This is a genomic window from Pseudomonas sp. CCC3.1, assembly GCF_034347405.1.
GTDB lineage: Bacteria > Pseudomonadota > Gammaproteobacteria > Pseudomonadales > Pseudomonadaceae > Aquipseudomonas.
Genome location: NZ_CP133778.1, coordinates 1,210,125 through 1,223,433, shown reverse-complemented (window position 1 = coordinate 1,223,433; position 13,309 = coordinate 1,210,125). Strand labels below are relative to the sequence as shown.

General features: G+C 54.5%; 10 protein-coding genes and 1 pseudogene. 6 read left to right on the top strand and 5 right to left on the bottom strand.

The window, feature by feature from the left end; translation table 11 throughout:
• Positions 1-125: 125 nt before the first annotated feature.
• Positions 126-422, top strand: a pseudogene (locus tag RHM56_RS05595) (fimbrial protein); the annotation flags it as partial.
• 46 nt (positions 423-468) lie between these two features.
• Here the strand turns inward: RHM56_RS05595 and RHM56_RS05590 are convergent.
• From RHM56_RS05590 to RHM56_RS05570, 5 genes are all read right to left on the bottom strand, one after another.
• Positions 469-1,959, bottom strand: a complete 1,491-nt coding sequence (locus RHM56_RS05590) for a hypothetical protein (protein ID WP_322239388.1) — start codon at positions 1,957-1,959, stop codon at positions 469-471.
• Between the two features lie 119 nt (positions 1,960-2,078).
• Positions 2,079-4,295: an autotransporter outer membrane beta-barrel domain-containing protein gene (locus RHM56_RS05585; RefSeq protein WP_416194885.1), complete on the bottom strand. Its 2,217-nt coding sequence runs from the start codon at positions 4,293-4,295 to the stop codon at positions 2,079-2,081.
• Positions 4,296-4,460: 165 nt separating this feature from the next.
• Complete coding sequence (locus RHM56_RS05580) at positions 4,461-6,428, bottom strand: hypothetical protein (protein WP_322239384.1); 1,968 nt, start codon at positions 6,426-6,428, stop codon at positions 4,461-4,463.
• A gap of 423 nt (positions 6,429-6,851) precedes the next feature.
• A complete protein-coding gene (locus RHM56_RS05575) occupies positions 6,852-8,006 on the bottom strand; it encodes a patatin-like phospholipase family protein (protein ID WP_322239382.1) in 1,155 nt (384 codons plus the stop codon).
• A gap of 24 nt (positions 8,007-8,030) precedes the next feature.
• The gene (locus tag RHM56_RS05570; RefSeq protein ID WP_322239380.1) at positions 8,031-8,963 is read right to left on the bottom strand and encodes a lipid A biosynthesis lauroyl acyltransferase; all 933 of its coding nucleotides are present in this window, start codon (positions 8,961-8,963) and stop codon (positions 8,031-8,033) included.
• 121 nt (positions 8,964-9,084) lie between these two features.
• Between RHM56_RS05570 and minC the strand changes: the two genes are divergently transcribed.
• The 5 genes from minC to RHM56_RS05545 all read left to right on the top strand — a co-directional run bounded on the left by minC (position 9,085) and on the right by RHM56_RS05545 (position 13,288).
• Entirely contained in the window at positions 9,085-9,828 is a 744-nt protein-coding gene (gene minC, locus RHM56_RS05565; RefSeq protein ID WP_322239378.1) for a septum site-determining protein MinC, read from the top strand.
• Positions 9,829-10,031: 203 nt separating this feature from the next.
• A complete protein-coding gene (gene minD, locus RHM56_RS05560) occupies positions 10,032-10,844 on the top strand; it encodes a septum site-determining protein MinD (RefSeq protein WP_322239376.1) in 813 nt (270 codons plus the stop codon).
• A gap of 3 nt (positions 10,845-10,847) precedes the next feature.
• Positions 10,848-11,102, top strand: coding sequence for a cell division topological specificity factor MinE (gene minE / locus RHM56_RS05555; protein WP_019410761.1), 255 nt, complete (start codon positions 10,848-10,850; stop codon positions 11,100-11,102).
• A 90-nt stretch (positions 11,103-11,192) separates the two neighbouring features.
• A complete protein-coding gene (locus RHM56_RS05550; RefSeq protein WP_322239374.1) occupies positions 11,193-11,828 on the top strand; it encodes an RluA family pseudouridine synthase in 636 nt (211 codons plus the stop codon).
• Positions 11,829-11,998: 170 nt separating this feature from the next.
• Complete coding sequence (locus RHM56_RS05545; RefSeq protein ID WP_322239372.1) at positions 11,999-13,288, top strand: M18 family aminopeptidase; 1,290 nt, start codon at positions 11,999-12,001, stop codon at positions 13,286-13,288.
• The last annotated feature ends 21 nt before the right edge of the window (positions 13,289-13,309 follow it).

Genomic DNA, 13,309 nt, shown 5'->3' with positions numbered 1-13,309 from the left:
TTAGTATTCCGATAGAAACCAAACAGCTCCAGTCGATCAACCCGTTAGCCGTGCCCGTGCGACGCATAATCAGGCTTAACCGCGTTCGCGAAGGGTATCGACTGCAAACGCTGACGTGTCTCTGAATCGCCACCGCCAATATTCGGCTGGATGGGCTCAATGGCTCGGTACCTGTTACTCCGCCTGTCAGTGGCGTATTCACCTTAAGTTCAGACTCGACTGCAGAGGGCGTAGGTATTCAAATCCTTAAAGAGGATGGTGTAACCCCTATAGAACTCAGCACAGAAGTGCCACTGATTCCTATCATTGACGGTGTTACCAGCCTTCCATTCAACGCCCGGTTCTATCAAACGGGACAACCTGAGGATGTTGAACCGGGCTTGGCTAAAGGGGCACTAAACTTTTCAATTACTTATCGGTGAAAACGCGCTCAGAGAGATGCCTGCCCACCGCGACAAAGCGAACGTATCAGTCACTCAACTTTATGTATAACTTGGTAAAGTTTTCAATTATAGGCCACGTTACTCCTTGATCAAAACTGACAAACACACGCACCGTAAGATTTTCACCGCGCTTGAGCTTATTAAAGAAGGATTTTTCAACGCGAATCGTTCTGCCCAAACCAATACCGTGTGTCAAATCAGACTCAACCACTGAGTATTCAGGCAAATACAGCACTTCTGCCTCGTTACCGACATTGGACACCCCTGTAATCTTAATCTGCACAACCTGATCCGTTGTCATTAAGGACCATTGTTCTATCGTCAGTGCAGCACCATCGGCTTTAATATTTGAATATTTCAGGGTTGACCCAGAAGTACCTTCGCATTGAATAGGCGGATAACTAGTAGGCTCAACTTTCATGACCCTTAAACGAGTCTGATCGGAGGTTTCAAGCACCCCCTCAACACCGTAGTAAACCTGCAATGTTTTACCCAAGTAAGCCGCCACTGATGGCATGGGAATTTTAAAGTGCAAGGGATTGGATGACAAAGGGACATCGAATCGACCGGCGCCAAACGTGTTCGGATCCCCCCACTGAACCCAGAGCTTATCATCGGGGTAAATCACGGCAGACTCCGGAACCTCTACGACATAGTAGTTATAGGGAATCAAGGGATTAAGGATCTGATTTTTCCCCGTGCTGTCGGCATTTTGGATCGTGGGCCATGGGAACACGCGTGGTATTGGATCAGCATTCACATTCAGCTCGGCCGCATCAGAGAGCACGCTGATATTGCCGGCACGGTCTTCAATTTGATAAAGGGCAAAACGCTGGCCGTCGCCGCTGTCGCGGATCATGTCCCCGGTAAACGTTAACTTCGGCAACACTCCATTAATATCGTCTATAGCCAGCGTGAGTGTATCAACCTGCTCAAAATCGGAATCAGATATGCCCCAGTACCACGTAATGACATCCCCCACCTTTTTGTCGGTGTAGTCCGGCAGACTGGCCAATACTTGATCGTTGTTGAGTGGATGTGCCAGATAGGCAGCGGTGATACTTTGGGGAGGTTTTACTTCGGAGGGGAAAATCAAGGCGCTGTCAGCTGCAAGACGGGGGGAAGTTTTATCGACTGTGAGGGTGAATGGATAAGATCGCGCTGGTAACTCAAGGAAATTAGTCATGATATAACTCAGGGCATGCTCACCTTCAGGCAATTTATGAGCACCAAGCTCAATGTAATAATCGTCCTCACTCATAGGTAAAGTCCACGTTCTGGTTTCGATGATAGTACTTTCATCATCATCCAAAAACACATCAACCCGTTCGGTGCCTGAATCGAGCGGAAACTCATACCAAGGGCAAATCTCAATCCTCAGCGGCTTATCGACATCACTCCAGGCAGAACGATGCAACAAGTTAGTTTCGCCATCTGGTATATCAGGTAAAGGCTCAGGATTGGTCCAAGGGGCCTTCATAGTAAGAGGTAGTTTGTTTAATTTTGTAGACGGCATATTTATATCTCCGTATCGAAAACTTACCCACTACGGGCATAGATAGCCCCGGATAACACCCTGTGCCTGCCACAAAAATGCCGGAAAGAATTCCGGCATTTTTGCCCCTACCCCAAGAACTACCAGAGATAGCGCAGGCCCACATTGGCACCCCATGGCTGTTCAATTTTATCGCCATTGCTGTAATCGAAATCGGCGTGCAGCGAGACCTTGTCGGTCAGCGTCATGGCCACGCCAGCCCCTAACTCCCCACGAGAACCCGAGAGGTCGTTATTGAAGGAGTAGTCATTGACTTCAACTTTATTGTTTCTGGCAAACTCATGCACATACGCAGCGCGCACATAAGGTTGCACTGTTTTTCCTTCACCAAGATTGAAGTTTCGCCCCGCAGTGGCACCGGCTTTGGCCAGCAACGAATGCGTGCGGCTGCCTTCAGCGGCCAAGCCATTGTCCAGGTCGTAATCTTTACCTTGAATCACCACACCCGACACTTGTGCATAGGGTTCAACGAAGTAATCGTCGGCCAACTTGATATGGCGGCCGAACTCCAGAGAGGCACCGGTGCCATAGTTGTTGTATTTGCCCTTGGTTTTATCACCACCGGTCAGTTCTACATCGGATGAATTCTGGAATCGGTTGAACTTGAGCACGCCGTCAACGTAATAACCGCTCTGCTCGTCCAGCCAAGTGGTGTAGGCGCCCACGTAGTAACTGTTGACCGTGCCACTGGTGCCCTGGCTCAAGTCCAAGTCCGACTTGCTGTAACCACCCAGCACGCCCACCAACCACTGACCGTCGCCTATCGGCAAAGGCGCATCCGCACCAAATGACAGACCTTGTTGCACTTGCTGATAACCCACGCCGGAACTGGCACTCACATCAAACTTGTTGCCGTAGGCGCGCATCCATCCACCCGCCTTGTCCCCGTTCGTGCGCAGTTCACCCATGCGGCTACGCAACGTGCTGAGTTCGCCGTACCACACGGTAGGCGCCGTATTGAACAAGGCCAGTACCGAACGTGTGCCTGGGCTGACCACGCGGCTACTGGTATCCAAATACCACTCTTGATTGTTGTCGGTATGCTGGATCAAATTGTAGTCAAAAGCCCCCATGCTGACGCCACCGCCTACCAAAGCAAAAGAGGCATCGCCTGAAGCAATTTGCACCACTGGCGTAGACCCCGCAGCCACAGGCTCTGTGCCCATGCTGTCAAGCTTGATCAAATGGTCGCCAGTCGCGGTTCCGGTCACCACCAAGGTATTGACCAGGCCTTGGGCGAAGTCGTTGTACATGTAGAACGTACCGCCGGTACCGGACAGATTTTCTACCTGCAAGGCGTAGAATTCCCCCGGCTTACCGAACTGCACACCGCCGCCATTAAGTGAGAGATTCTCAACACTCTCGTGACCAACCATCACCCAACGTGCATTGCTGTTGACGCTCAGGCTCTGCACGTTTTCCAGATGCCCGGTCAGTGTCGCGGAGTCTTCGAGCAGCACATTGGCGGTACTCATCCCATCCGCGATGATGTCACCGGTCAGTTGGGTGTTGCTGCCCCCCACACGCAAGTTACCTTCTGCGCCATTGCGAACATCCATCAACACACCGTTGCTGCCAGACAACTCAGAGCCATTAAGCACAGCAATATTGGCTTTGACGGGGCCTTGAGCCAAGGTATCGAGATAAATGGCCGAGCCATCGAGACCTTCAACCTTGGTATCGCTCAAAATCAGTGTGGTGTCTGCATTATTTTTATCACCTCCTATTCGAATCCCGTTCGCGTTCCCGGTGATGGTGCTTCCTATGGCGTTAACCGTTCCGGAAGCGAGCCACAGAGCGTCAGAGCTTGCGCCGGTGCCTTTGACTGTAGACCTCTCAAGCGTTAATTCACTTGCCCCGCTGACGAGCACACCTTGTGATCCACCACTTATTGTACTGTCGCTTACCTTCGCAACACCCTTCTCCCCCGTACTAGCGACAGTCACTGTCAAACCTGTCCGGTCACTGGTAATGACGCTATTGCCGGTAATGTTCGCCTCGCCGCCAATGAGCCAAACACCTGTAGCACCCGAGGCCTGCACATTAGTGTGATTCAAGTTCAAAGTGGCATTATTCACCGTGATATCCAACGTCTCTGCGCCATCAGCATTCAACGTCGATGGGCCGTTCAGCACGTAGTTATCAAGGGCGTTATCGCCATCTATGTCCTTCGTATTACCAGGGTCTACAAAAACTGTCGCGTACCCCATTTGGGCAACCATCAATAAGGGTGCAACGCTCAGTAACTTCAACGCACGATACAAAGGATGCAACGGCATGGAATTGATCTTAGACATACAAGTACTCTCTGAAGCTGGAGACAGAAAAGCCGCGAAGACTACAGAGCGAATACCAAACAGTATGTAGGTCTTTTCTGATAAGACAGGCCGAAAACCGGAAGCGCTACAGAGCGCGGAAAACGAACCCCGCCCTCTGAAGACACGACCTTCATACGTATAAATTCAAGGAATTGGAAACTGATCAAGGTCGCAAGTAGCCCCACCATGCGCCATCGATATCCGGTCATTAGTCGGCTTGGATTTGCCAGATTTACCCGTGATGCTATAGATCACTTCACCTTTACCTACCTGTGCAGTCGCCAGCCAAGTGGGCAAAATATGTGTGTCGTAAGGCTCGACAAGCCAAACAATTCCGTTGGTCGCCTGCTCAGCCGTAATACTCGAAAAAGTTTCCGTTTTTTCCGCACCGTTTACCTCCTGCGGATTATTAAAGTTTGTATAGGCCGTCCAGGTAACGGTGACGTCATCCCCTTGCGTCAAATTCGTGCCTGGAATCTTATACTCAACTCCAAAACTTGATTCATCCGCATTAAAACGTAATGAGGAACACGTTATATATCCACCAGGGTTGAGATTTAGAGGTACAGCCTCCTCATATTCAAGTACTAGAAAATCGATATCAACTGCAGTACGCGCTTTGGGCTCTTGCGGATTTGCATGGGTAGGGCTTGTAAGCAGGTACCAAACCGGCATGGCAGAGTTAGCGCCATGAAGACGAATGTCATCCCAATTGAGCTGAATATCGATATCCGCACCCGAGGTCTCGGTTGTAATGACATAGGGGGAGCTTATTGCTGTCCCGTTCCATACCACTTGATAACTATCGCCCGCAACCACAGGGTCGACCAACAATATCTTGGCAAAAATATCTTCGTCTTCATCTTCTTCAACTAATACGTTCTCAACGTTGGATTCACCCACCACCCGAACAAGTTCAAGGTTAGGGTTAGCCGGATCAGGATCGGGGTTTGTCGGCCCTGCACCGGAAAAGTTGCAATAAACCGTTGTTTCCGGGGCGTCAAAAGGTTCTACACCACGTATCACCGCATAAGAAACAACCGTTTCTACAGGGCCTGCTGCAGCGTCAGTGTATTGTTCCCAAAGAACGGACCAAGGAACTGAGATATTGAATCCACCTGGTGGGTTACTGCCAACAGGTAGACCAGGTGTTAATTCATGATCTTTCCATTTAACAACGATAGTGTCGGTGTCCTTGCCATTAGTCACCTGAGGCACATTTACAATAACGTGTCCATCAATGACATCCGAACGCAGTAAATCAGTGCCGCTGGTAGGGTCTGTCACCGTTAGTGCTATTAATGACGAGGGCAAATCACCGAGCGCAACGGACATAAGTTCGTACTTGGACGGGCAACCGACGTTACCCGCCTTATCGACCAGCACGTAACCACCACAGCACAAACCATCCCCTGCCGCATAAATATCAGCTTTAGGGATATGCACCTGACCACCGGGGGTAATAGGTAGCGGGCCGATCAACGTGTCCGGATCAGGAGTGAGTGGAAGTTCACCTTTGTACCAGCCAAAATAGACGCTAACATCCGCTTGATCTTCACCCGCCCAAGCCGGAATTGTAGCTACAAGTTCAGTAGCCGTCGCAAAAGTTGCATCGGTGATCGGCGCAGTGACACTAAATACCATCTTTTCGGGAGCAACAACCCCATTGGGCGGTATCTTGTCGATATGAATAGTTACGGCAGCTGAATACGCAGGTGGCTCCTGAATAAAATTCACATGTTTGTATTTCAGATAGAAAGTGCCTTCATTCTCTGTGGCAAGCAAAAACGAGCTGGGAATAGTGAATTTTAGTGGTATCCAAGGCCCACCCGCCCAAGGATGTTCTTCAAACAACTCCCACTCATTACTATCTTCATTTCGCGACCAGAGCAGACTGAAATACTCCGTGTCAAAAGGTGGCGGCGCCCCATCCCACGTTTCCATGGTGATGACTAAGTCTGCATCCAGATCTTTTCTTAGAATAAGCCCCTCCGGTAAACCGGCCTGAATCAAGTCCGACACATTCGGCTCGGGAATCGAAAAAAGCTCAGGCCCACCCGATACGCCGTTACTCGCACTAAATCCCTGTTTTTTTATACCTGAACCCGCCATGTTGTCGCTCTCCGCGCTCACAGTAGGTCGCCATGAGTTTTCCAGGGCGCCTGAGTTTAAAAAGTAGACCGATGTCCGGCGGGCATTGCGTTTGCCTCAACGTACTGCGGTTAAACTTATTTAGCGCTTATTTGAACAATCGCGTAACTGTCAGATCTGACAGGTATTTATACATACAGCCCTTTGCGCCAAGGCCTTGAAAATCAACCATTTCATGCAACGTATCGCTTTCAGCATTTGATCGTGTGCCTGGGCAGCGCCAACGTGACGAGCCTGTTCGTAGCCGTTGACGAGTCTTGCGAGGGCTACGTCCGATTGCGAGGCGATCGTAAACGCAATGCACTCGTTCTAATTGGCAATCCGAGGTGCCTGGTGTTACGACTGCTGCGCAATCGGACGTAGCCTCGCGGTGCTCGTCATCGACTACAACATGCTAACGCCCAAAAACCCCACCAACGCCTCACGCTGCGCCAACGCATCCTTGCGCCCCAGCTCAATCAATTCGCTGCAATAACCCGCCTCGAACAACAAATAACTCAGCACCCCCGCGCCACTGGTTTTGGTAGCGCCCGGCCCGCGCAAAAACAGGCGCAAGGCGGCGGGTAATTCATGCCGATGCCGGGCCGCAATTTCGTCAATGGGTTGGCTGGGCGCGATGACCAGCACGTCGACCGGTGCCAGCCCCAGGTTGTCGGCAGGCCGTGGCAGCAAGCGGCCGAAGTGATTGAGGCGTTCCAGCAGTTCGAGGTCGCTTTCAAGGCTATCGATGAACGTGCTGTTGAGCATGTGCCCACCGATTTGAGCCAATGTGGGCTGCTGCGCGTTGAAGTGGCGCTGCTGGTCGGTGGTCGGCGCCGGGCCGCGCGGGTTGCCGCTGACCCCAACTACCAGCACCCGATTGGCACCCAGGTGCAGCGCCGGGCTGATGGGCGCCGATTGCCGCACGGCGCCATCACCAAAGTATTCTTCGCCAATTTTGATCGGGGCAAACAGCAGCGGGATGGCTGAACTGGCCAGCAGGTGTTCAACGGTCAAGGCGGTGGGCAGGCCGATACGCCGATGGCGCAACCAGCCATCAATGGTGCCGGGGCCTTGGTAAAAGGTCACGGCTTGCGCCGATGAGTAACCGAAGGCGGTCACGGCCACCGCGCGCAGTTGCTGCGCAGCTATGGCGTGGTCAATGCCGGCAAAGTCGATTTTATCGGTGAGCAAATCGCGTAATGGCGAGCTGTCAAGCAGCGCAACAGGCACATGCGCGCCCAACCCAAGCAAGCTGTGACCCAAAAAGCGGCTGGCCTGACGCATTACCCCCGGCCAGTCGCTGCGCAATACCCTATGGCTTTCAAAACTCTGCCAGAACGCAGTCAAGTGTTCGACTGCGCTGGCAAAATCGGTGGCGCGGCTGGCGAGGCTGACGGCATTGATCGCCCCGGCCGAGGTGCCGACGATCACCGGAAACGGATTAGCTGCCCCCGCTGGCAGCAATTGGGCAATCGCCGCCAGCACCCCGACCTGATAGGCGGCACGGGCGCCGCCGCCAGACAGAATCAGCCCTGTGACTGGTTCTGTGGTGTTCATTGCGCACCCTTGGGTAACGTCGTATCAGCGGCGCTTGTCGTACAGTTTGGGCTCACCCGGCGGGCGGGTCTTGAAACGGCGATGCGCCCACAAGTACTGCTCGGGGCATTCACGTATCGCCCGTTCGACCCATTGATTGATTCGCAGGCAGTCCGCCTCATCGCTTTCTCCGGGGAAATCGTCCAGCGGCGGATGAATCACCAGTTTGTACCCACGGCCATCCGCCAGTCGTTGTTGAGTAAAGGGCACAACCTGCGCTTTGCCCAACTTGGCGAATTTGCTGGTGGCGGTGACGGTTGCCGCCTGAATGCCGAACAACGGTACAAAAATGCTTTGCTTGGCGCCGTAGTCCTGGTCGGGCGCGTACCAGATGGCGCGCCCAGAGCGCAGTAGTTTCAGCATGCCGCGCACGTCATCACGCTCTACGGCCAACGAATCCAGGTTGTGCCGCTCGCGACCGCGACGCTGAATAAAGTCGAACAGTGGGTTTTTGTGTTCGCGGTACATGCCGTCAATGGTGTGCTGCTGGCCGAGCAGCGCGGCGCCGATTTCCAGGGTGGTGAAGTGGAACGCCATCAAGATCACGCCCTTGCCTTCGCGCTGCGCCTGCTTGAGGTGCTCAAGCCCTTCAACGTGGGCCAGTTTGGCCAGACGCGGCTTGGACCACCACCAGCTCATGGCCATCTCGAAAAAGGCGATGCCGGTTGAGGCGAAGTTCTGTTTGAGCAGCATTGTGCGCTCGGCTGCGGTTTTTTCAGGAAAACACAGCTCAAGGTTACGCGCCGCAATCCGCCGCCGATCACCGGCCACCCGGTACATCAGCGAGCCCAGCAAACGGCCGATCCCCAACTGCCATTTATAAGGCAACTGAACCACCAGCCACAGTACGCCTAGCCCTAACCAGAGCAGCCAGAAACGCGGATGAAAAAAAGCAGCACGAAATTGCGGGCGATCCATTAATGATTCCGGACAGACACTAGGGGCCGGGCATTCTACATCGTTAGACCCGGCTTGCGGCTCGCGGGCGTTCTCGTTATAAGTCTCTGCACTTTAAGTGACAAGCCGCATTAAGCCGACCATGAGCCAAACCGAATCGCAAGACCAAGCCCCCGTGTTTCAGCTTAAGGGCAGTATGCTCGCCATTACGGTGCTGGAACTGGCCCAAAACAACCTTGAAGCCCTCGATCGCCAACTGGCCGCCAAGGTGGCCCAGGCGCCTAATTTTTTCAGTAATACCCCGCTGGTGCTGGCGCTCGACAAGTTGCCCATAGGCGCTGGCGCCATCGATTTGCCGGGGCTGATGCGTGTATGCCGCCAACATGGCCTGCGCACCCTGGCCATTCGCGCTAACCGAATCGAAGACATCGCCGCGGCCATCGCCATCGACTTGCCGGTACTCCCGCCTTCCGGCGCCCGCGAACGCCTGATTGAACCGGCAGTCGAAGTGGTGCCAGAGCCTAAAAAGCCGGAAAAACCGCCCGAGCCGACCATTCGACCGACCAAGATCATCACCAGTCCGGTCCGTGGTGGCCAAATGGTGTATGCCGAAGGCAGCGACCTGGTGGTGATTTCTTCTGTCAGCCCCGGTGCGGAACTTATGGCCGATGGCAACATCCATGTTTACGGGCCGATGCGTGGCCGTGCACTTGCCGGACACAAAGGTAATACCAAGGCGCGGATTTTCTGCCAGCAACTGAGCGCCGAACTGGTGTCCATTGCCGGTAAGTACAAAGTGTCTGAAGACCTGCGACGCGATCCTTTATGGGGCGCCGGGGTTCAAATCAGTCTGTCAAGTGACATGTTGAACATCACCCGTCTTTAACGGATACTCTCGCCATTTTCCAACCATCTCAAAAACGTAGAGAAAACAGGCTAATTCTTGTAGGAAATCATTATTCAGCCAGCGTTTACGCTCTGTAAGCCTAAGCTGGGAGATGACCGCAAAAAAACTGTGCATCTGCTGTCGTTTATTTAGAGATGTTATTCAGGGACTAAAAAGTCCTTTTTTCTTAGGGGTGAAGCACCTTGGCCAAGATTCTAGTGGTTACATCCGGCAAGGGTGGTGTGGGTAAGACCACCACCAGCGCCGCTATCGGCACCGGCCTCGCGCTGCGCGGCCACAAAACAGTCATCGTCGACTTCGACGTTGGCTTGCGTAACCTTGACTTGATCATGGGCTGCGAACGTCGCGTGGTGTATGACTTCGTCAACGTGGTCAATGGCGAAGCCAACCTGCAACAGGCCCTGATCAAAGACAAGCGCCTTGAAAACCTGTACGTATTGGCTGCCAGCCAGACCCGTGACAAGGATGCACTGACCAAAGAAGGCGTCGAAAAAGTTCTGATGGAACTGAAAGAGACCTTCGAATTCGTGGTCTGTGACTCCCCGGCCGGCATCGAGACCGGTGCTCACCTGGCCATGTACTTCGCCGATGAAGCGATTGTCGTGACCAACCCGGAAGTGTCTTCGGTACGTGACTCGGACCGCATGCTGGGCCTGCTGGCCAGCAAATCGCGCCGCGCCGAACTGAACGAAGACCCGATCAAGGAACACCTGCTGCTGACCCGCTATAACCCGGATCGCGTGAGCAAGGGTGAAATGCTGGGCGTTGAAGACGTCAAGGAAATCCTGGCGGTAGCGCTGCTGGGAGTGATCCCGGAATCCCAGGCGGTACTCAAGGCTTCCAACCAAGGCGTGCCGGTGATCCTCGATGATCAAAGCGACGCCGGTCAGGCCTACAGCGATGCGGTTGATCGCTTGCTGGGCAAAACCGTGGAGCATCGGTTCCTCGATGTACAGAAGAAGGGATTCTTCGAGCGCCTGTTTGGAGGCAACTAAACAATGAACATTTTTGACTTCTTTCGTACCCGCAAAACGCCAACCACCGCGTCGGTCGCGAAAGAGCGTCTACAGATCATCGTGGCGCACGAGCGCGGCCAACGCAGCACCCCGGACTACCTGCCTGCCCTGCAAAAAGAGCTGGTTGAGGTGATCCGCAAATACGTCAACATCGGCGATGATCAAGTACAGATCGCCCTTGAAAACGAGGGCAGCTGCTCGATTCTGGAACTCAACATCACCTTGCCAGATCGTTAACCGATCCGGCTGATACCACGGCGGCTTGGAGGTCTCTCTGCAAAGGGGGATTTGCAAGCCGCCGTTGGCGTTTGTTAAGAGGCTGTTTTAATGCCGTTGTCGAACATTCACATCATCCATCAGGACGCGGGCGTTCTGGTCGTCAATAAGCCGACCTTGCTGCTCTCAGTGCCGGGCCGCGCCGAAGACAACAAAGACTGCCTGATCACCCGCCTGCAAGAAAACGGCTACCCCGAAGCGCGCATCGTGCACCGTCTGGATTGGGAAACCTCGGGGATCATCCTGCTGGCCCGCGATGCGGATACGCACCGCGAACTGTCGCGTCAGTTTCATGATCGCGAAACCGAAAAGGCCTACACCGCACTCGCTTGGGGTCAACCGGAACTGGACAGCGGCAGCATCGACTTGCCACTGCGCTACGACCCGCCGACCAAACCTCGGCACGTGGTCGATCACGAGTTCGGTAAAAACGCGCTGACCTTCTGGAAAGTGCTGGAGCGTTGCGGCGATTACTGCCGGGTTGAACTGACACCCATTACCGGGCGCTCGCACCAGTTGCGCGTGCACATGCTGTCCATCGGCCACCCGCTGTTGGGCGATGGCCTGTATGCGCATGCACAAGCATTGGCGGCATACCCGCGCCTGTGCCTGCACGCCAGCATGCTGAGCTTCACCCACCCGCAGACGGGCGAACGCCTGCGCTTTGAGTGCCCCGCGCCGTTTTAACTCTAGGCACAAAAAACTCGTAGTCGCTGACGAGGAACGAAGGCTGCGATCCATTACACGGCCGATCGCAGCCTTCGTTCCTCGTCAGCGACTACGGGAATTGAGTTTTATTGGGATCAATTTTTGGGATCAATGCGCTAAACTCGCGGCCTTGCTGTCTGGAGTAACTTATGCGCGAAGAGCTGAACCAAGGCCTGATCGACTTTCTCAAGGCCTCCCCTACCCCGTTTCATGCCACTGCCAGCCTTGTTCAACGTCTGGAGGCCGCCGGTTTTCAGCGTCTCGATGAACGCGAAACCTGGTACACCGAAGCCAACGGTCGCTATTACGTCACCCGCAATGACTCCTCCATTGTTGCCTTCAAGCTGGGCCGTCATTCGCCTCTGCACGGTGGCATCCGCATGGTCGGCGCTCATACAGACAGCCCCTGCCTGCGGGTCAAGCCGCAGCCTGAATTGCAACGCCAGGGCTTTTGGCAGTTGGGTGTTGAAGTCTACGGCGGGGCCTTGCTCGCCCCCTGGTTTGACCGCGACCTGTCACTCGCCGGGCGTGTCACCTTCCGCCGCGACGGCAAGGTCGAAAGCCAACTGATCGACTTCAGGGCGCCAATCGCGACCATTCCCAACCTGGCCATCCACCTCAACCGTGGCGCCAACGAAGGCTGGGCGATTAATCAGCAGAACGAACTCCCGCCGATCCTGGCGCAGGTCGCGGGCGATGAGCGTGTGGACTTCCGCGCATTGCTCACCGACCAGTTGGCGCGCGAACACGGCCTCAACGCTGACGTGGTGCTCGACTATGAGCTGAGCTTCTACGACACCCAAAGTGCCGCAGTCATCGGCCTCAACGGAGACTTCATTGCCGGTGCACGCCTCGACAACTTGCTGTCGTGCTACGCGGGCCTGCAAGCGCTGCTCAACGCCGATACCGAAGAAACCTGCCTGCTGGTCGCCAATGACCATGAAGAAGTCGGCTCGTGTTCGGCGTGCGGTGCCGATGGCCCGATGCTGGAGCAGATCCTGCAACGTGTGTTGCCCGAAGGCGACGAGTTTGTACGCACGATTCAAAAGTCGCTGCTGGTCTCGGCCGACAACGCGCACGGCGTACACCCCAACTACGCTGACAAGCACGACGCCAACCACGGCCCCAAACTCAATGCCGGGCCGGTGATCAAGGTCAACAGCAACCAGCGCTACGCCACCAACAGCGAAACCGCAGGCTTCTTCCGGCATCTGTGCATGGCGGTCGAAGTGCCGGTGCAAAGTTTTGTGGTGCGCAGCGACATGGGATGCGGCTCGACCATCGGCCCGATCACCGCCAGCCACCTGGGTGTACGCACTGTCGACATTGGCCTGCCGACATTTGCCATGCACTCGATTCGCGAGCTGGCTGGCAGCCATGACCTGGCGCACCTGGTGAAAGTGCTGAGCGCGTTCTACGCCAGTCACGAACTGCCGTAAAACAGCCCACCTGTGTAGGAG

Excerpts from the sequence above, each read along its gene's own strand:
- minC (WP_322239378.1), top strand. The coding sequence starts at position 9,085 with ATGAGCCAAACCGAATCGCAAGACCAAGCCCCCGTGTTTCAGCTTAAG.
- RHM56_RS05575 (WP_322239382.1), bottom strand. The coding sequence starts at position 8,006 with ATGAACACCACAGAACCAGTCACAGGGCTGATTCTGTCTGGCGGCGGC.
- minE (WP_019410761.1), top strand. The coding sequence starts at position 10,848 with ATGAACATTTTTGACTTCTTTCGTACCCGCAAAACGCCAACCACCGCG.
- RHM56_RS05550 (WP_322239374.1), top strand. The coding sequence starts at position 11,193 with ATGCCGTTGTCGAACATTCACATCATCCATCAGGACGCGGGCGTTCTG.
- RHM56_RS05580 (WP_322239384.1), bottom strand. The coding sequence starts at position 6,428 with ATGGCGGGTTCAGGTATAAAAAAACAGGGATTTAGTGCGAGTAACGGC.
- RHM56_RS05570 (WP_322239380.1), bottom strand. The coding sequence starts at position 8,963 with ATGGATCGCCCGCAATTTCGTGCTGCTTTTTTTCATCCGCGTTTCTGG.
- RHM56_RS05590 (WP_322239388.1), bottom strand. The coding sequence starts at position 1,959 with ATGCCGTCTACAAAATTAAACAAACTACCTCTTACTATGAAGGCCCCT.
- RHM56_RS05545 (WP_322239372.1), top strand. The coding sequence starts at position 11,999 with ATGCGCGAAGAGCTGAACCAAGGCCTGATCGACTTTCTCAAGGCCTCC.
- RHM56_RS05585 (WP_416194885.1), bottom strand. The coding sequence starts at position 4,295 with ATGTCTAAGATCAATTCCATGCCGTTGCATCCTTTGTATCGTGCGTTG.